Below are 15,373 nucleotides of genomic sequence, written 5' to 3'. Positions count from 1 at the left end.
TTGTCGCCGGGCGTATCAGGCGGCCTTTCCACTGCCTTTTGTGATGTCGGCGAGCCGCCCCGGTGCTTTCCAGAAACCACAGCGAAGTCTACGCCCGCCGGCTGCGCGCGGTGCTGATCCGATCGGTGCCGCTGCTCGAGGCGCGCGGCATAGCGGTGGTCATCCTGGCCGGCGCCGTCGGCGTGATGGCGGGCCTACTGGTCACGGCGATGAGCCAGATCGTGCAGGACCTGCACGGGCTGTTGTTCGGCGTCCAGCCCGGTGGTCGGCTTTCAGGCATGTTCTCGCTCACCAATCCGGCGCAGGCGCTGGTACCGGCGATCGGCGGCATCCTGCTCGGCCTAACGGTGATCTGGCTCAGAATCCGGAAATTCCGCGCCCCGATCGACCCGATCGAAGCCAACGCGCTCTATGGCGGACGCATGTCGCTGACCGACACCTTCATCATCGCCGGCCAGACGATGATCTCCAGCGGTTTTGGCGCCTCGGTCGGGCTGGAAGCCGGCTACACGCAGGTCGGGTCCGGCCTGGCGTCACGGCTGGCGCACTTCTTCAGGCTGCGCCGCAACGATGTCCGCATCCTGGTTGGCTGTGGTGCGGCCGGTGCCATAGCGGCCGCCTTCGATGCGCCGCTGACCGGCGCCTTTTATGGCTTCGAACTGATTATCGGCATCTATTCGGTCGCCAATGTCGCGCCTGTCATGACAGCGGCGATCTCAGCCTCGCTGACCGCCGAAATGTTCGGCGGAGCGCCGTTTCCGCTTGAGCTTTCGGGCCTGCCGTCGCTCACCGCCAGCCAGTACCTGCCGTTCCTGCTGCTTGGTCTGCTGGGCGGGGCCGTGGCGATCGCCATCATGCATCTGGTGACGCTGATCGAGCGCGGTTTTGCCAATTTGTCGATCGATGCGTCGCTGCGCCCCGTCATCGGCGGCGTCGTCGTCGGCTTGTTGGGGTTGATCACGCCGCAGGTCCTGTCCAGCGGCCATGGCGCGCTGCATCGCGAATTCTCGATGAATTACGGACTGGCCGTGGTGGCCAGCGTCTTCGTGCTCAAGCTGGCGGCATCGGCGATCTCGCTGGGATCGGGCTTTCGCGGCGGATTGTTCTTTGCCTCGTTGTTCCTCGGCGCGCTGCTCGGCAAGGCGTTTGCGGATGTGATGGTCGTCGTCTCCCCGGCAACCGGCATCGACCCTGCCGTCGCCGCCGTCGTCGGCATGACGTCGCTCGCCGTCGGCGTCGTCGGCGGACCGCTGACGATGACCTTCCTGGCGCTGGAATCGACCCGCGACCTGACGCTGACCGGCGTCGTGCTGGCGGCCTCGCTCATGTCGGCGATCCTGGTTCGGGAAACCTTCGGCTACTCGTTCTCGACTTGGCGCTTCCACCTGCGCGGCGAGACCATCCGCAGCGCCCACGACGTTGGCTGGATGCGCAGCCTCACCGTCGGCTCGATGATGCGCAAGGATATCAAGACCATCTCTGCCTCGACCACGCTGGCAGCCTTCCGCAGGCAAGTGCCGCTCGGCTCGGCCCAGCGCGTCATCGCCGTCGATGCGGGCGACCACTATGTCGGCATGCTGATCGTGGCCGAACTGCACAGCGATCTATCCGACGGCGAGGTCGCGGTGCGCGATCTTGCCAAGTACAAGGACGCGGTTCTGGTGCCCAGCATGAACGTGCAGGCCGCTGCCGAAACCTTCCAGCGCGCTGGCGCCGAAGAACTCGCCGTGGTCAAGGATTTCACCGACCACATCGTGCTGGGGCTGCTGACCGAAGGCCATTTGATGCGGCGCTACGCCGAGGAACTCGACAAGGCGCGCAGGGACCTGTCGGGCGAGGGGTAGCGTAACCCAGGGAATCCAGGAGGCCAAGCGCGGTTGCTAAGCCTAATGCTCGATCGGTCCCTTGGCCATCACGAGAGCCGTGCCGGCGGTCGTCGGGCGCTCGATCATGCGCCGCACGCGCGGCGGCTCGTCGCCGCTGTGCAGCGCCCGCACGCGCTCGCCGATGACGGCGTCGGCATGGGTGATGCGTCCATTGTGGCGCACATATTCGATCCAGGTCGGCGTATGGTAGTGCTCGATCCAGATCGACGGATTTTCGAGGTCGCGCGCCAGTGTCCAGTTGCGGGCGCCGTCACGGCGGCGGATACGGCGACGTTCGGCCATGGTGGCGAGGAACTCGGGTACGTCCTGTTCGCGGATGACGTATTCGATCATGATGGCGATCGGCCCGCTGCGCGGCTTGAGGTCAAGCGCCAGGTGCGGTTCCCTGAAGCGGTTGAGTGGATCGAGGTTAAGCACCTGCTGTTGTGGCAGCGGCAAGAGCAGACCGATGGCGCCGCCGGCCAGCATGGCCATGCTGGCCGCGATAAGCGCGGTTTCGGCGCCATGGGCATCGGCGACGACGCCCCAGATCCAGCTGCCGAGCGCGATGCCGCCGAAGGTCGCGGTCTGATAGACCGACAGCACCCGGCCGACCACCCAGCGCGGGGTGGCCATCTGTACCGTGACATTGAAATGCGACAGCGCGATCACCCAGCAAGCACCACCGACGAGCAGGCCGAGTGAGGTCTGCCAGGCATGGTGGCTGAAGGCGGCGTTGAAGGCGCAGACGGCGAAGCCGGCGAAAGCACAGCGCACCATCGTCTCGCTGGACAGCAATTGCCGCAGCCTGACGCTGATCAAGGCGCCGCCGACGGCGCCGATGCCGAAAGCGCCAAGCATGATGCCGTAGGTCAGGGCGTCGCCGTTGACGACATCGCGCGCCACCAGCGGCAGCAGTGCCAGCACGGCGCCGGCGCTGAAGCCGAAAGCAGCTCCCCTGACCAGCACCTTGCCAATGTTGGGCGACATGGCGACATAGCGCAGGCCGGCGCCCATGGCGGCACCCAGTGACTCGCGCGGCAAGGTCGATACCGGCACGTCCGGCTTCCAGCGCGCCAGGACGACGATCAGGCCGATATAGCTCACCGCGTTTGCCGCAAACGCGGCCGCCGCGCCGGCAGCGGCGACGATGATGCCGCCGATCGCCGGGCCGACGCTGCGGGTAAGATTGAAGCCCATCGAATTGAGCGCGACGGCGGCCGGCACCTTGTTACGGGGCACGATGTCGCCGACGGAGGCCTGCCATGACGGGCTGTTGAGCGCGGTGCCGCTGTCGATCAGGAAAGTAAAGGCAAGCAGCGTCCACGGCGTGATCAGGCCGGAATAGGTGAACAGGGTCAGGAACACCGAGACCACCAGCATGAAGGTCTGGGCGATCAGCATCACTTTGCGCCGGTCGAAACTGTCGGCAATGGCGCCGGCGACGAGCGCAAACAGCATGATCGGCAAGGTGGTCGAAGCCTGGACCAGGGCCACCTGATAGGGGGAGGTGGCAATCGTGGTCATCATCCAGGCGGCGCCGACGCCCTGGATCAGGCCGCCGAAATTGGAGACGAGACTTGCACCCCAGACGGCGCGGAAAATGCCGTGCCGGAAGGGCGCCAGTGCCGAGACGCTCTCGTTGTCCGGCTTTTCGTCAATCATCGGTGGTTCCTGCCATGTCGTGCCGATTCGTCAGACGATCCGTTTGCTCAGGCCGTTTGCCGAAAGTAGGGCATGGCGCCGCAAAGGGCGAATGTCTTTCGAAAAAGCCCATGGTCCAACAATGGGATAGAGGAGGTCCACGCCCTATCTGCCGCCAGACCTGAGGAGATGCATCGGGTCTGCAAGCGACCTGCCCGAATGCAAAGGACAATCTAGCCGCAGCCGTCTGCAAGCCTTGGCACTCGTTCCAACACAGTCGGATAGCTGCCGCTCAGAAGCCGTTCTGGATTCGCTCGAAGATGACGTTGGTGAAGGCTGATATCTGGCTGCCGATGAAAGGGCCGGTCAGCGCCACCACCAGCATGATGGCGACGATCTTCGGCACGAAGGTCAAGGTGATTTCCTGGACCTGCGTCAGCGCCTGGATGAGGGCGATGCCGATGCCGACCACCATGGCGACAAGCACCACCGGGGCGGACGCGGTGAGCACCGTCCACACCGCGTACTGGACGATATCGAGAGCGTCGGCCTCGTTCATGGGACTTGCTCTCTGTCGAAAGCGTCAGCTCGCTGCCTTGACCGAGACTCCCGGCCCGACCGCGACTTCGGTGCCGTTCTGCAGCACTGCGATGAGGCCGCTGGTGGCGAGGCGCACCGACGCCACCGTGCCTGTCGTGTTGCCATCGGCGGAGGTTATCGATCGCCCGATCAGCGCGTCGGCCTGCGACAGCGCCGAGGACTGCATGATCTGGTCGAGCTTGGTGTTGCTTTGCACCGATTGCTCGACCTGCGAGAACGTGGCGAGCTGGGCGACGTACTGCGTCGAGTCCATCGGCTTGGTCGGATCCTGGTTCTTCATCTCGGCGATCAGAAGCTTCAGGAAGGACTGATAGTCGACCGCTGTCTTCGACGTCGACGCGGTGGCCTGGTTGGCGCCGGTCGGTATCTTCGTCGTCATGTCCACGTTCATCAGTATCGTGCTCCCACAGCCAGCGGGCGCTCGGCACCCGGAACGTCGTCATTGCCGCCCAGCGCGCGGCGTTCAAGCGGATAGAGCGCGCGAATTGCTTTCAGCGCCTCGTAAATATAATCCTCGCCGACCATGCGGTCGATCTGTTTCAGCGCGCCGCAGATCTGGGTGTCTTCGAAGCTTACAAGCAGCAACGGCAGCGAGCGTCGGAACATGTCGCGCGCGGCGGCCGCGCCGGCCGGGTTCATCAGCATGACCTGCAGGATGAAATACAGCTGCTTGAGCGGCGTCGAGGCATCTTCGGCCTGGATCACGTGGCTTTCGAGCAGGAACTGCACGTCGTTCATCAATTCGACGGTGACCTTGCGGTCGACACGGATGACGGCGCCGTTAATGTAGATCTTTTCATTCGGCTTGAGCGATATCTTCAGTGTGTTGGTCATTGAATGCCGTCCCTGATGATCTGGGACACTTCGATCAGCCCTTCGAAATTATTGGTGCGGCCCTGGCGAATGTCCTCCGCCTCGCGCAGCAGCCACAGACCGATGGAAATGAGGTTGGCGCGCAGTTCCTTGGGCAGGGCGTTGTCGCTGGAGCCGAGGTCCTCGACGAAGGCGGTCCAGACACGGTTGGTGAAATTCAGTGCCTCGATCGCCTCCATCGAACTGTGGCCGGCCGCCGCCGCTGCCGCCAGCATGTCGATCGAGCGGGTCAGGAGTTCCCGCTCGCGGTCCTTCGCATCGGCTACTGAGGTGCTCTGGATGTCGGCGTAGGAGAATTGGTACATCGTTGGGGCTCTACCGTTCCGTTAAGCGTTGTCAGGTCAGGTAATTCAGCAGGCTGAGCTGCTGCAGGCGTGCGGTCAGCGCGAAGGACGTTTCGATGTGCTGCGTCAGGTCGGCGACGCGGGTCGCGGCTTCGGCTGGATCGACGCCAACCAGATCGACAATATGCCGTTCGAACAGATCGGTCTGAGTTTTCATACGGTCGTTTGCGTCGGACAGCCGCTTCTGGACGATGCCGGTCTCGGACTGAACCTGGGCAATGCCGCTCAGCGCTTCGCCGACCAGCAACGTGGAGCGGCTGACGACCGTGTTCTTCGCAGCCTGGCTGATGTTGCTGGACATCAGGCTGGCAACCATGGTTGCCGCCATGGCGAGCTTCTGGATGCCGTCGCTGTTGGCACTGGTCGAGGTCGGTGTGGTTTCGTTGAGCGCGATGCGGCTGACGATCTGCTGGTCGGTGGCGTTCGACCAGTTGCCTTGCCATCCCGGACCCATGAACTGCGGTACGACGTCGTTGGTGATGAAATCGTCCATCTGCGCGGCAGTGATGTTGGCGGCTGCCGGGTCATCCGGGGTGAAACCGAAATTGGTGACGAAGGAAGCATCGAATGCCGCCTTTGCCGGCGAGCCGGCGGCGCTGAAGTCGTTGATCGGCTTGACGTCGGTGTTGGTGCCGGCGAACAGGTACTCGCCGTTGACGCTGGTGTTGAGGATCGAGGTCAGCTGCTGGATGGTCGCTTTGCCGGAATCCCGGGTGAGACTGTTGGAAGAATCGCTTGATGAGGCGGTGGTCAGGGCAGACAGGAATGTCTGAGCGGCGCCGGAGAGCTGGCCAAGCGAGGTCTGCGTCGAGGAAAGGCGAGCGCCGACCAGGCCGTTGGAGTCGATGATGACATTGAGCCGGTCGAGATCGCGCTGGAAGGTGACGGACTGGGCAGTGCGCCCTCCGAGAGCTAGACCGACATCGGCGACCTTGCCACTCGAGGACTCTTTCGTAGCTTTGACGAGATCGGCCTGCATGCGCATCTGCTGGGAGCGCATGGCGTTCGATATGGCGGCTGACGAGACAGAAGTCATGGATTATCCCACCGCGTTGAGCAAGGCCGCCATCATGTCGTCGACGGTTTTCATCATCCGGGCCGACGCCTGATAGGTGTGCTCGAGGTCGAGGAGCAGCGACATTTCCTGGTCGACATTGACGCCGGTTGCGTTGGACAGCGCCTCGGCGCTGCGCGAGGCCAGTGCTTCCTTGGCGTCGGAAGCGGTCGATGCCTGCTGGCGCATGCCCTCGAACCAGCCGATCGAGTTGGCCGCGTAATCGGAAACGCTGGACGTAGCCGAAACCCCGGCGGCGGGATCGAAGGCCATCGGCTGGTCGAGCCGATCGCCATAGGCAATCAGCAGGGTGGAATAGGATGCGCCACCGGTGTTGGCGACATAGGCCGCACCGTTGGCACCGCCGTCGCGCAGCAGCGTCGGATTGCCGCCGCTGCTCGGGTCCATCACCGCATTGACGCTGATGGATGCGGCAAGCCCGTTGACCAGCGTGCCCGCTGCCGGCACGGCCGGCGCGCCCGACCATGTGAAAAGGCCGGTTTTGTTAGGTTGCGATGGCGCCGTTTCGGCAAAGGCCGTGATCAGGCCGCGCGCGGTCTCGTCGAGCTGGCTCTGCATGGTCGAGGCGACGCCGTCGCGCAGTTGCAGCAGGCCGGCAAGCGTGCCGCTGGCGCTGGTGTTGCCGCCGGCTCCCGCCGAGATCGGCACATTGTCGATATAGACTGCATTGCCGGCGGCGCCCGCGGTATAGCCAGCCGACGCCGCGAAACTGACCGTGCGCGGTATCGTCTCGAACAATGTCGTGCCGTCACCGGTGGTGATGACCATGTCATTGTCGCCCCGCGAGAAAGTCGACACCGGGACATAGTTCGAAATCTTCTTCAAAAGCGCGTCGCGCTGGTCGAGCGCATCGGAAACATCGTTGCCGGAGCGGGTTCCGGTCATGACGGCCGTGTTGGCATCCTGGAACTGGCTGAGCAGCGAGTTCAGGTCGTCAACCGCCGTGGCGATCTGGCCATCGGTCTGGGTGCGGAAATCCTGGACGGCCTTGGAGCCCTCGTTCAGCGAACGCACAACCTGCTTGGCGGCGTCGATGACGCTGGCTCCGAGGTTCTGGTTGGACGGGGAAGTGGCGTAGAGCTGCAGCGCCTGCTGCAGGTTGGCGATCACGGACGAGGGCGAGGACGCATTGTCGACGCCGTTGACCGCAACTCCCAGCTGATCCATGCCGCTGAAGAGCGCGTTCTGGCCGCTCCAGGCCGACAGTGCGCCGAGATTCTGGCGGAACAAGAGGTCATTGGTGACGCGTTGAATATCAACCGACCGCGCGCCCGGCGCCGTGCTGGTGACGATGGCCTGGCGGCGCGAATAGTCCGGATTGGAGGCGTCGGCAACGTTGCGCGAGACAACGCTGGTCTGTCGCGCGGTGTTCATAAGCGCGGACTGGGCGATACTCAATGCGGTAGACAGTGACATGCGGTCTTTCGCGGGGCGGTGCCCGTTTTATCTCTTCAGGTTTACAAGGACGTCCATCAGATCGGAGCCGGTCTGGAAGACTTTCGAATTGGCGGTGTAGCTGCGCTGCGCTGCGATCATGTTGGTCAGCTCCTCGGCGATGTCGACGTTGGAGTTCTCGATCGCGCCGGAGATAATGGAGCCAAGCTTGCCTTCATTGGCGAAGCCGACACGGACCGCGCCCGACTCGGTGCCCTGCGAGTAGACATTGCCGGGCAGTGCGGTGAGTTGATCCGGGCTCTGCACGTCGGCCAGCGGGATCTTGTAGAGCGGTTTGGTGGAACCGTCCTTGTACTGGGCGTAGATGGTGCCGTCCTTGCTGATCTGGACCTTGTCGATGGTGCTCGGCGCGTTGCCGTTGACCTGGGCATCGGAAACGGTGAAGCCGGTGCCAAGCTGGGTCAGCGCCGACAGATCGAGCGAAAAGGCAGAGCCGTTCGGCACGGTGAATGAAACGCTGGTGGGCGTGCCGGTGAGCTTGCCGGTGGTGGTGTCGAAGGTCAGATTGGCCGAACCGAGCGCGCCGCCTGTGTAGGGAAATGAGGTTCCGGCAGTGGCCTTCGACTGGTCGAAGACCGCTACCTGCCAGGTGCCGGTGCCGGTGTTGGTGAAATAGACGTCGAGCAGCTTCTTGTTGCCGAGATTGTCATAGGCGACCATCGAGGATTTCGACGTGTATTGTGCGCCCGCAGCGTTGGCGGCGGGCAGGTTGGCGGTCGCGACCGGTGTCGCGCCTGCCGGCAGGTTGCCGGCATAGCTACCGTCGGTGCTCGGCGTCGCGGTCATTCCCTGGTCGGAGATGACAACCGGGACCAATCCCTCGAAGCCGTTGACCGTCGCTGCCGGCACGCCGTTGTCGTAGCTATAGGCCATCAGCTGGAAGCCGGCCGAGTTGACCAGCCTGCCCTGCCCATCGGGCACGAAGGCGCCGGCGCGGGTCAGGTAAGGTGTGCCGCTCGGATCCTGAACGACAAAGAAACCATCGCCGCTGACAGCAAGATCCGAGACCGAGGTCGTGTATTGAAGCACGCCCGGATCGCTGACCGCCTGACGGATCGTCGTGGTGATGCCGCCGGAATTATAAGCGCCGCCTGTAGATGGCATGACCAGCGTCGAGAACTCTGCGGAGGACCGCTTGTAACCGGTGGTATCGGAATTGGCGATGTTGTCGGCGACCGTCGACAGGCGGTTTGCTTGCGCGTTCATGCCGGAAACGCCGGTCCGCATCATTCCGTAGAGGCTCATCGAAACGTCTCCCCAATGTGCATGCCGCTGGCTCCAAAGTGGATGCCACTGGCAACGAGGCTACGCGTGTTTTCTTGCGCGAGGCTGGCGCGAAGCTGCATCAGAAGACCAGCCGGTAGCCAAGAAAGCGCTTGGAATCGATCGGGTCGCTGCCCAGCTTTTCGCGCAGCTTCTTGCGCAGTTTGCTGATGTGGCTTTCGACCACGTTCTCCTCGACCTCTTCGTCGAAGATGCCGTAGATGGCGTTGAAAACCTGGGTCTTGGTGACGCGACGCCCGCGATTGCTCGCCAGATATTCGAGGATGCGGCGCTCACGGCGCGGCAGGGGCAGGGGCTGGCCGTCGATTTCTGGGTCGCGGCCGTCCATGAAGATGCGCATGGCGCCGATCTCGGTGTAGGCGACATCTTCCTGGGCCCGACGGCGGATGGCGGTGATGCGGGCCAGTATCTCTCTGATGTGGACGGGCTTGCGAATGACGTCGTCGACGCCGCTTTCAAACAACCGCAGCGTGTTCTCCAGGGAGTGCTGTTCGCTGAGCGCGATGACCGGAGCGCCGGTGCGATCGCGGATCTGGCGGGGAGAGATGGAGCCATCGCGGCAGTCGCCGATGAGGAAGGCCCTGACCGAGCGAAGATCGGTATCGGCAGCCGAGTTCACCCACTCACCAAACTCGCCGGATGCAAAGCCTGCACAGGCGATGCCCTCACGATCGAAAAGTGAATTGTATCCCTCTGTTACGAGCTCGCGCTCGTCAACGATAACAATCATCGGCCCGCCTCCGAATCAAATCATTTGCCCCGTGAAGAAAGGCGTATCCGCTGGCGAGAATCCTGAACAACCGTCATTTCTTGTAGCTAGTTTCTTGGGAGTCCGGAATCGTATCGGTTGCATTAGCATGCAGCCAAATATGCTCTCGAGGGTAAGAGCCGACTTGGTCCAAGCGACGAGTCAGGGTTGCGGGATCGACTCGCTGAACCGGGAAATACGCTTATGGGTTGCAAAAGCCGCGAGCGTTCGCGGTCCATTTTCCAAAGCCTGTGGCGACCATGTTGGCAATGACGCGGCAGACATAGATCTTCTGTGCCGGATCGTTGTCGGAACCGGCATGATAGCGGGCGACAGCCATCGACCAGGTCTCGTGACGGGCATGGAGGCCGGCCAGGAAGCGCGCCGCGTAATCGACGTTCTGGCGTGGGTCGAGCATGTCCTCGACGCTGCGAAAATGCGAGGCGTGGTAGTGATGGTTGATCTGCATGCAGCCCAGATCGATCAGCGTCTTGCCCTCGCGGCGGGCATTGGCAAAGGCGGCAAGGGCTTCGGCCCGGCTTCGCGGAAAGACCGCTTTTCCCTCTATATTCAAGGCGTTGGGTTGAAGGCTGCCCTTGTTTCCGGTCTCCGTCAGGCCAACGGCATAGAGGATGCCGGCGGGTACGCCATAGCGATCGGCGGCGCGCAGGATCTCCGGCTCGCAAGGGTTGGCCACAGCAGCGGCAGCGCTTGCCGCGCTAGATAATGATATCGCCGCCAGAGCGCTCGCGAGAAGGCGAAGTGCCGCGGCCGTAATCCTGCGCATCATCGTTGCGTTTTCCCGAGGGTTGCTGACCCGATTTCTGGCCGCCGGCTCCACCATTGCCGCCGCCCGAATTCCCGGATTGAAAGGACGACGGATCGCGGCCCGTTGCCGCCGGCAGGGGTGCGGTTGCATCGGAGCGGGTTGTGGCGGGACCTGCTACCGAAGGTTGCATGATTGTGACCTTGTCGACCTCGAAGCCAAGCCCGCGCAGCGATTTGACGATGGCCTCGCTGTCGGCTGACAGACGACGATAGGCGTCATGTGTTTCAGGCTTCAGCTCAATCGAAAGTTGTTCTCCGGAGAGGCGAAGATGGGCCGTAACCATCCCGAGTTCGGCTGGGTGCAGCTCGATCTTCAACACATGTGTCGGAACGGCAACAGAGCTGGCCAGCCGGGCGGTCGTGGATGAGGCTGAAACTGCCTTTTGCGGGCCGCTATCGGCGGCTATGGCGTTGATCACATTGAGAGCTGCCTGGCTGATGGGACTTTGCGGCGGTGCTGGGTAGCTCCGTTCGGACACCACGTCGATGCGTGTCGCGGACGGAGACTGTTTTCCCGCTTCGGGCCGCATCGCGGACTGGACGTCCTCGATGCTCTTCATCGCCGGCGCGTCGTGCTTCGACCGTGCGCCGGGCGCCTCGGCAGCCGGCGCCTCCGGCAGCTTCTGGGGCGCCACCGTGTTGTCGCGTTTCGACGTGCTCGAGGCAGCACCGGCAGCACTCGGCGGCTTGGCATCAAGCTCCGTCAGAGACCCCTCGACGATCGAGACCTGCTCCGGCTTCGATACAGTTTCGAGGGCTTCGCGTCCGGCGGTCAATTTCGAGCGGTAGGTCTTCGGCAGTGGAGCTTGCCCGTCGAGCGCCGGGGCCGGCGGGCTCTCGCCAGTTGATGCCTCGCGCCCGGCTGCTTTGGACGATGTGGAGAAATGGCGCAGGTCATGAAACGCGATCAGCAGCGGCAGGTCGTCTTGAAGCGGCGCGGCATCGGCTTCCGGAGCCGCCTTTTCGGCGTCGGCATCGTTCCTGTGTGACTTTGGTCCCAGGTCGTCCTTGCCGGCCTTCACGGCCGGCCCTTTGGCGGGGGCGATCGGTCCTGGATCGGCCGACGACGGCTCGGCCTTGCCGACATGGCCGGCGAGGCCGGCAGTGAGCTTGCTCCAGCGCGGGTTTCGTGTTCCCGCTTCGGTCGTCGGCTGCCGTTGCGGGCGGGCAGGATCGGTGTCGCCGCGCAGCACCTTGCCGAAGCCATCGTCATCGTTCCTGCCATTCGCGGCCGGTCGCTCCGACGTCGCGCGCGTGGAGGCAGATCCTGGCAGGGCCGGGCCGAGTCTGGCGGTCATTTGGGGGCGGCTCCAAGCATCTGGTCGATCACGTCGAGCTGTCGACGTGTTCTGGTCATGGCGGCATCGGTCGGATCGGTGGGCTGGGGACTGGCAGCAGGCGACGGCGCCGACGCCGGCATGACAGCCGCCGCATCGGCAGGCGCGGACGGAACCGCGTGCGTGTCCGGCGCACTGGCAGCTGGTCGGCCGGAGGCTGCGGCGGCGGCAGGTTGCTCCGAGATCGCGCCTTCGACCGGTGGCAGTCCGCTGACATCGGCGCCTTGCGGTGTGGCGGTCTCGGGCACCGGTGGTTGCCCGACCGCAACAGGGGCAGGCTTTTCCTCGGGAAGGGCGGTGGGCGGCGCCACGACTTCGCCAGCAATGGCCTGCGCGGCGTCCAGCAAAGCGCGGTCGCCATCCGACAACCGGCTGCGGTCGATCCTGCCAAGCTTGCCGCGAACATCCTCGATGGTGCCCGAGGTGACGGTGGAAAGGCTGGCATAGAGCAAGGCGCGGGGATCATCCTGGTTGGTGTTGCCGTCGCGGCCCTGCTCGGCCCGTACCGAGGCGAAGGCCGACAGGTCGTTCAGACCGTCGATCGCGGCGCGGCGGGCGATGCGTAGATAGATCACCTTCTCGCGCTCGGAATCCATCATTGAGGTAATGTCGGCCAGCTTGTCTTGGCTGATCGACATATGCAGCGCGATGACGCCGGAGACGAAAGAGTCGGCGAACTGGCTGGCATAGGGTGAATAAAGATAGCGCTCCACATATTGGGTGGAGGCAAGCGCGAAGCGTGCCGCGTCACCTTGCGCGACTGCAATGCCGACCGAACGGCGAAGTGCAGCTTCCTCGACCAGCGTGCCGGGGCTGAGCAATCTTGCCTTGTCGAGCAGACCAAGTGCGGCCGCTGGCTGGTCGCCGGCAAGCAACGAGCCTTTGACCAGCGCAAGGAAAGCGCCGAGATCCGGAGGCAGCGCCATGGGCTCGATCGGCTTCAAGGCTTCGATCGCCTCGCCGGGCCGGCCGGTCAGGTAGTCGATTACGCCTTTGGCTATGGCAAGGTTTTGCGGGTCCGTCGTGGCGCGCGACGCGGCGGCCTCCACCGTCACCGGGTTGCCGCCGCTCATGCCGTAGACAAGCAGGGCGCGAAAGTTCTTGGGATCCTTGTAGTCCTCGGCATCCGCCGTGCGCAGGCGCGCATCCGCCATCTCCAGCAGCTTGGCCTGCATCGGGAGCGCGGCATGATCGCCGGTGGCTATGCGATCCTGCACCAGCTGCAGCGAGCGCACCAACTGATATGGCTGCAGCGCTTCCTGAGCGAAGCCGGCCGACGGGTGTCCGACTGCCAGCAGCAACAGGCCAATCAATTGGCTGATGGCGGCGGTTCGCCTCATCCGTCGGTCGCCATCAGGATTTCGATGCGGCGGTTCACGGCCGCCAATGGATTCGCGGGGTCCTTCGGCTGGCGGTCGGCGAAGCCTGCGACCTCGGTGATGCGGCGTTCGTCGACGCCACCGCGCACGAGCATGTAGTAGGCGGAATGCGCGCGCGCCGTCGACAGTCGCCAATTGTCGTAGCTGTCGCTGCGGAAAGGTCGCGCGTCGGTGTGGCCGTTGATGCTGATGGTGCCCTTTTGGCTGTTGACGATGCGGCCGATCTTCTCCATCGCCAGCACAAGTTCGCGTCTCGGCAGCGCCGAGCCAACCTCGAACATGCCGAAGTCGAACTGGTCGGTGATAGAGATGACGACGCCCTTGTCGGTGGCTTCGACCGAGACGCCGTCGTGCAGCTTGTCGCCGGATTTGAAGGCATCGGCCAACTGCCGCTTGACGTCGGCCGCGGCCTTGACAGCGGCGGCGGTCGGCGCCTTCTCGCTGGTGTAGGGCTTGGCAGCCTTTTGCGGCTCGGCGTCGGCTTTGGCTGGGTCCGCGGCCTTGATGTCGTTCGGTTTGGTCTCGCCCGGTTTGGTTTCGCTTGATTTCGTGTCGCCGACCTTGGCCATTTCCGGATTCGTGGCCTGCTTGCCGATCGCGTCCTTGGCCAGCGGTTCGTGCGGTGCGGCAGCGACGGGCGGTACGGCTTTGACTTTCGGCACTTGCGTTTCGGCGGCCTTGTCGCCGGGCTTGACCGGATCGCCCTCGATCCTGGTGCGCTCGGCACTGGCCTCCGCGGCGGGCGCCGCCATTTGTTGCGACCAGAAATCCGGCTCGAAGGGATCGCGGTAGGAGGCGCCGCCAGAGGCGCCTGTCGCCGGGCCGGCAGCCTGCGCGCCGCCGTCGCCCTTCTGACTGACGTTCTGCATGACGCCGGTGTCGGTGGCGATTTCCGAAAGCACCGCATAAGGATCGGCGAACAGATGCTCGTCGGAGTGCTCCGCCTGCGGCAGTTCCTGCTTTTCCTGCTTGCGGTCCGCCGAGCCGTCGCCGTCCTGGCCGGCCTTGTTGGTCGCCTTCTGCGGATTGTCGGCCGTCGTGCCGATCGCGCGCGGACCGTCGCCGAGATCCTCCAGGCCCTTGCGGCTCGAATTGCGGTCGACCAGCTTGACTGGGTTGAAGTAGCTGGCGACGGCCGCCTTGGTCTGCTCGTTGGCGGCGTTGATCAGCCACATGACCAGGAAGAAACACATCATGGCCGTCATGAAGTCGGCGAAGGCGATCTTCCAGACGCCGCCATGGTGGGCGTCGTCGTGATCGCCATGCGCATGCCGCACGATGATGATTTCGTGGGGGGCGTGTCCGGCCTCTGCGACGCTCATGCAAGAACCTCTGAGAGGGTCGTCGACCATTCGGCCATGCGCGTTTCGAACACCGCCTCGTCGATGGCGACAGTGAGGTCGAAGCCCGGTGTCTCGACGAAGTCGAGATTGGCGGCGCGTGGCCCGAGCGATGCCTTCAGCGTTTCGAATAGTGAGAGCGGCCCGCGGACGGCGATGCGCACCGCTTCAGCATCGCCGACCGCCTCGCGTATCGCACTGGCGAGCACCTCGATCGAGCGTTTCTGCAGATCGTCGCTAATGATGCCGCCAATGATGCGAGCGACCGTGGCGGCGACAAGTCCGGTCACACGCGCCTCCATGGCATCGATACGCTGCGAGACCGCCTTGCCGATATCGTCGCCAAGGCTTTCGAGAAATACCCTTGCTTCTTCTGCATTGGCCTGGCGTTCGGCTTCGAGCGCTGCTTCATGCGCAACCGAAAGGCGCGCCTCAAGCGCAACCTCGGCCTGGACAACCGCTTCCGCGATCAGCGTGCCGATATCGGCTTGCGGGGCAGGCGTCTCCTGATTGTGTTGGGGATCGACCGTGGCCCGGCTGGCACGTTGCGTGCGTGTGCCGAAATCAGGCAGAAGGTCGAAGAGGGCTGCGGAGGGCATGG

Annotated in this window: 15 protein-coding genes; 1 reads left to right on the top strand and 14 read right to left on the bottom strand. The window is 64.0% G+C overall.

What is annotated here, in order from left to right:
- The first annotated feature begins 62 nt into the window (after window positions 1-62).
- The gene (locus NKJ90_RS00410) at window positions 63-1,844 is read left to right on the top strand and encodes a chloride channel protein (RefSeq protein ID WP_023761709.1); all 1,782 of its coding nucleotides are present in this window, start codon (window positions 63-65) and stop codon (window positions 1,842-1,844) included.
- 42 nt (window positions 1,845-1,886) lie between these two features.
- Here NKJ90_RS00410 and NKJ90_RS00405 read toward each other — a convergent pair whose 3' ends face one another.
- From NKJ90_RS00405 to NKJ90_RS00340, 14 genes are all read right to left on the bottom strand, one after another.
- Window positions 1,887-3,530 (bottom strand): MFS transporter, encoded by a 1,644-nt coding sequence (locus NKJ90_RS00405; RefSeq protein ID WP_023761708.1) that lies wholly within the window; start codon window positions 3,528-3,530, stop codon window positions 1,887-1,889.
- A 271-nt stretch (window positions 3,531-3,801) separates the two neighbouring features.
- Window positions 3,802-4,068, bottom strand: a complete 267-nt coding sequence (gene fliQ, locus NKJ90_RS00400; RefSeq protein WP_023761707.1) for a flagellar biosynthesis protein FliQ — start codon at window positions 4,066-4,068, stop codon at window positions 3,802-3,804.
- 24 nt (window positions 4,069-4,092) lie between these two features.
- The gene (flgD, locus tag NKJ90_RS00395; RefSeq protein WP_023761706.1) at window positions 4,093-4,500 is read right to left on the bottom strand and encodes a flagellar hook assembly protein FlgD; all 408 of its coding nucleotides are present in this window, start codon (window positions 4,498-4,500) and stop codon (window positions 4,093-4,095) included.
- Window positions 4,500-4,943: a flagellar biosynthesis repressor FlbT gene (gene flbT / locus NKJ90_RS00390; protein WP_023761705.1), complete on the bottom strand. Its 444-nt coding sequence runs from the start codon at window positions 4,941-4,943 to the stop codon at window positions 4,500-4,502. Before flbT ends, flgD begins: the two co-directional genes overlap by 1 nt.
- Complete coding sequence (gene flaF / locus NKJ90_RS00385) at window positions 4,940-5,287, bottom strand: flagellar biosynthesis regulator FlaF (protein WP_023761704.1); 348 nt, start codon at window positions 5,285-5,287, stop codon at window positions 4,940-4,942. Before flaF ends, flbT begins: the two co-directional genes overlap by 4 nt.
- A gap of 31 nt (window positions 5,288-5,318) precedes the next feature.
- Window positions 5,319-6,362: a flagellar hook-associated family protein gene (locus NKJ90_RS00380; RefSeq protein ID WP_031260869.1), complete on the bottom strand. Its 1,044-nt coding sequence runs from the start codon at window positions 6,360-6,362 to the stop codon at window positions 5,319-5,321.
- Window positions 6,363-6,365: 3 nt separating this feature from the next.
- Window positions 6,366-7,817, bottom strand: coding sequence for a flagellar hook-associated protein FlgK (gene flgK, locus NKJ90_RS00375; protein WP_352485506.1), 1,452 nt, complete (start codon window positions 7,815-7,817; stop codon window positions 6,366-6,368).
- A 27-nt stretch (window positions 7,818-7,844) separates the two neighbouring features.
- On the bottom strand, window positions 7,845-9,101 hold the full coding sequence (locus tag NKJ90_RS00370; protein ID WP_023761701.1) for a flagellar hook protein FlgE: 1,257 nt from the start codon (window positions 9,099-9,101) through the stop codon (window positions 7,845-7,847).
- A 100-nt stretch (window positions 9,102-9,201) separates the two neighbouring features.
- The gene (locus tag NKJ90_RS00365; RefSeq protein WP_023761699.1) at window positions 9,202-9,870 is read right to left on the bottom strand and encodes a response regulator transcription factor; all 669 of its coding nucleotides are present in this window, start codon (window positions 9,868-9,870) and stop codon (window positions 9,202-9,204) included.
- Between the two features lie 220 nt (window positions 9,871-10,090).
- Complete coding sequence (locus NKJ90_RS00360) at window positions 10,091-10,678, bottom strand: transglycosylase SLT domain-containing protein (protein WP_050589583.1); 588 nt, start codon at window positions 10,676-10,678, stop codon at window positions 10,091-10,093.
- Window positions 10,608-12,014 carry a flagellar hook-length control protein FliK gene (gene fliK / locus NKJ90_RS00355; protein WP_023761697.1) on the bottom strand — a complete coding sequence of 469 codons (1,407 nt, stop codon included), beginning with the start codon at window positions 12,012-12,014 and terminating at the stop codon, window positions 10,608-10,610. The genes NKJ90_RS00360 and fliK overlap by 71 nt, the downstream gene beginning before the upstream one ends.
- Window positions 12,011-13,393: a MotC family chemotaxis protein gene (locus NKJ90_RS00350; RefSeq protein WP_023761696.1), complete on the bottom strand. Its 1,383-nt coding sequence runs from the start codon at window positions 13,391-13,393 to the stop codon at window positions 12,011-12,013. The genes fliK and NKJ90_RS00350 overlap by 4 nt, the downstream gene beginning before the upstream one ends.
- On the bottom strand, window positions 13,390-14,754 hold the full coding sequence (locus tag NKJ90_RS00345) for a MotB family protein (RefSeq protein WP_352485504.1): 1,365 nt from the start codon (window positions 14,752-14,754) through the stop codon (window positions 13,390-13,392). Before NKJ90_RS00345 ends, NKJ90_RS00350 begins: the two co-directional genes overlap by 4 nt.
- On the bottom strand, window positions 14,751-15,371 hold the full coding sequence (locus NKJ90_RS00340; RefSeq protein ID WP_023761694.1) for a hypothetical protein: 621 nt from the start codon (window positions 15,369-15,371) through the stop codon (window positions 14,751-14,753). The genes NKJ90_RS00345 and NKJ90_RS00340 overlap by 4 nt, the downstream gene beginning before the upstream one ends.
- Between the last annotated feature and the right edge of the window lie 2 nt (window positions 15,372-15,373).

The sequence above is a fragment of the Mesorhizobium sp. M0051 genome, from assembly GCF_040323235.1.
Classification (GTDB): domain Bacteria; phylum Pseudomonadota; class Alphaproteobacteria; order Rhizobiales; family Rhizobiaceae; genus Mesorhizobium.
The sequence above is the reverse complement of the archived record's forward strand: the minus strand, read 5'-3'. Positions and strand labels throughout refer to the sequence as shown.